Origin of the sequence: Streptococcus suis (genome assembly GCF_002964045.1) — a bacterium.
Taxonomy (GTDB): Bacteria; Bacillota; Bacilli; order Lactobacillales; family Streptococcaceae; genus Streptococcus; species Streptococcus suis_U.
This window is the reverse complement of sequence record NZ_POPB01000574.1, coordinates 1-332: the sequence shown is the minus strand read 5'-3', so window position 1 is coordinate 332 and position 332 is coordinate 1. Positions and strand designations below refer to the sequence as shown.

The following is a 332-nucleotide window of genomic DNA, read 5'->3' as shown; positions in this document are numbered from 1 at the left end:
ATTAAAACTCATTTCATCCCTCCAAAGCTGCAACAAAACTGCGAGCAATCGTCGTTACACTTTCATAGCCTTCAGCCTGCACTCGACTTGCCAGAGCAGAACCGACTCCAACAGCACAAGCGCCTGCCTTTTTCCAATCTGCAACATTTTCAACCGATACGCCGCCAGAAGGCATCAAATCCACTTGGGGCACAGGGCCGTGAATATCCTTGATAAATCCAGGCCCCAACACGCCACCAGGGAAAAGCTTGATAATAGGACATCCCGCCTGACTAGCTGTGACAATCTCTGTTGCAGTTGCACAGCCTGGGAAGTAGAATACCTCAGCCTCT

The 332-nt window shown here is 50.0% G+C and carries 1 protein-coding gene; it reads right to left on the bottom strand.

Annotated features, from left to right (window positions below):
• Window positions 1-13: 13 nt before the first annotated feature.
• A partial coding sequence (locus C1E99_RS12785; RefSeq protein WP_419580086.1) for a bifunctional 4-hydroxy-2-oxoglutarate aldolase/2-dehydro-3-deoxy-phosphogluconate aldolase occupies window positions 14-332 on the bottom strand: 319 nt, incomplete at its 5' end.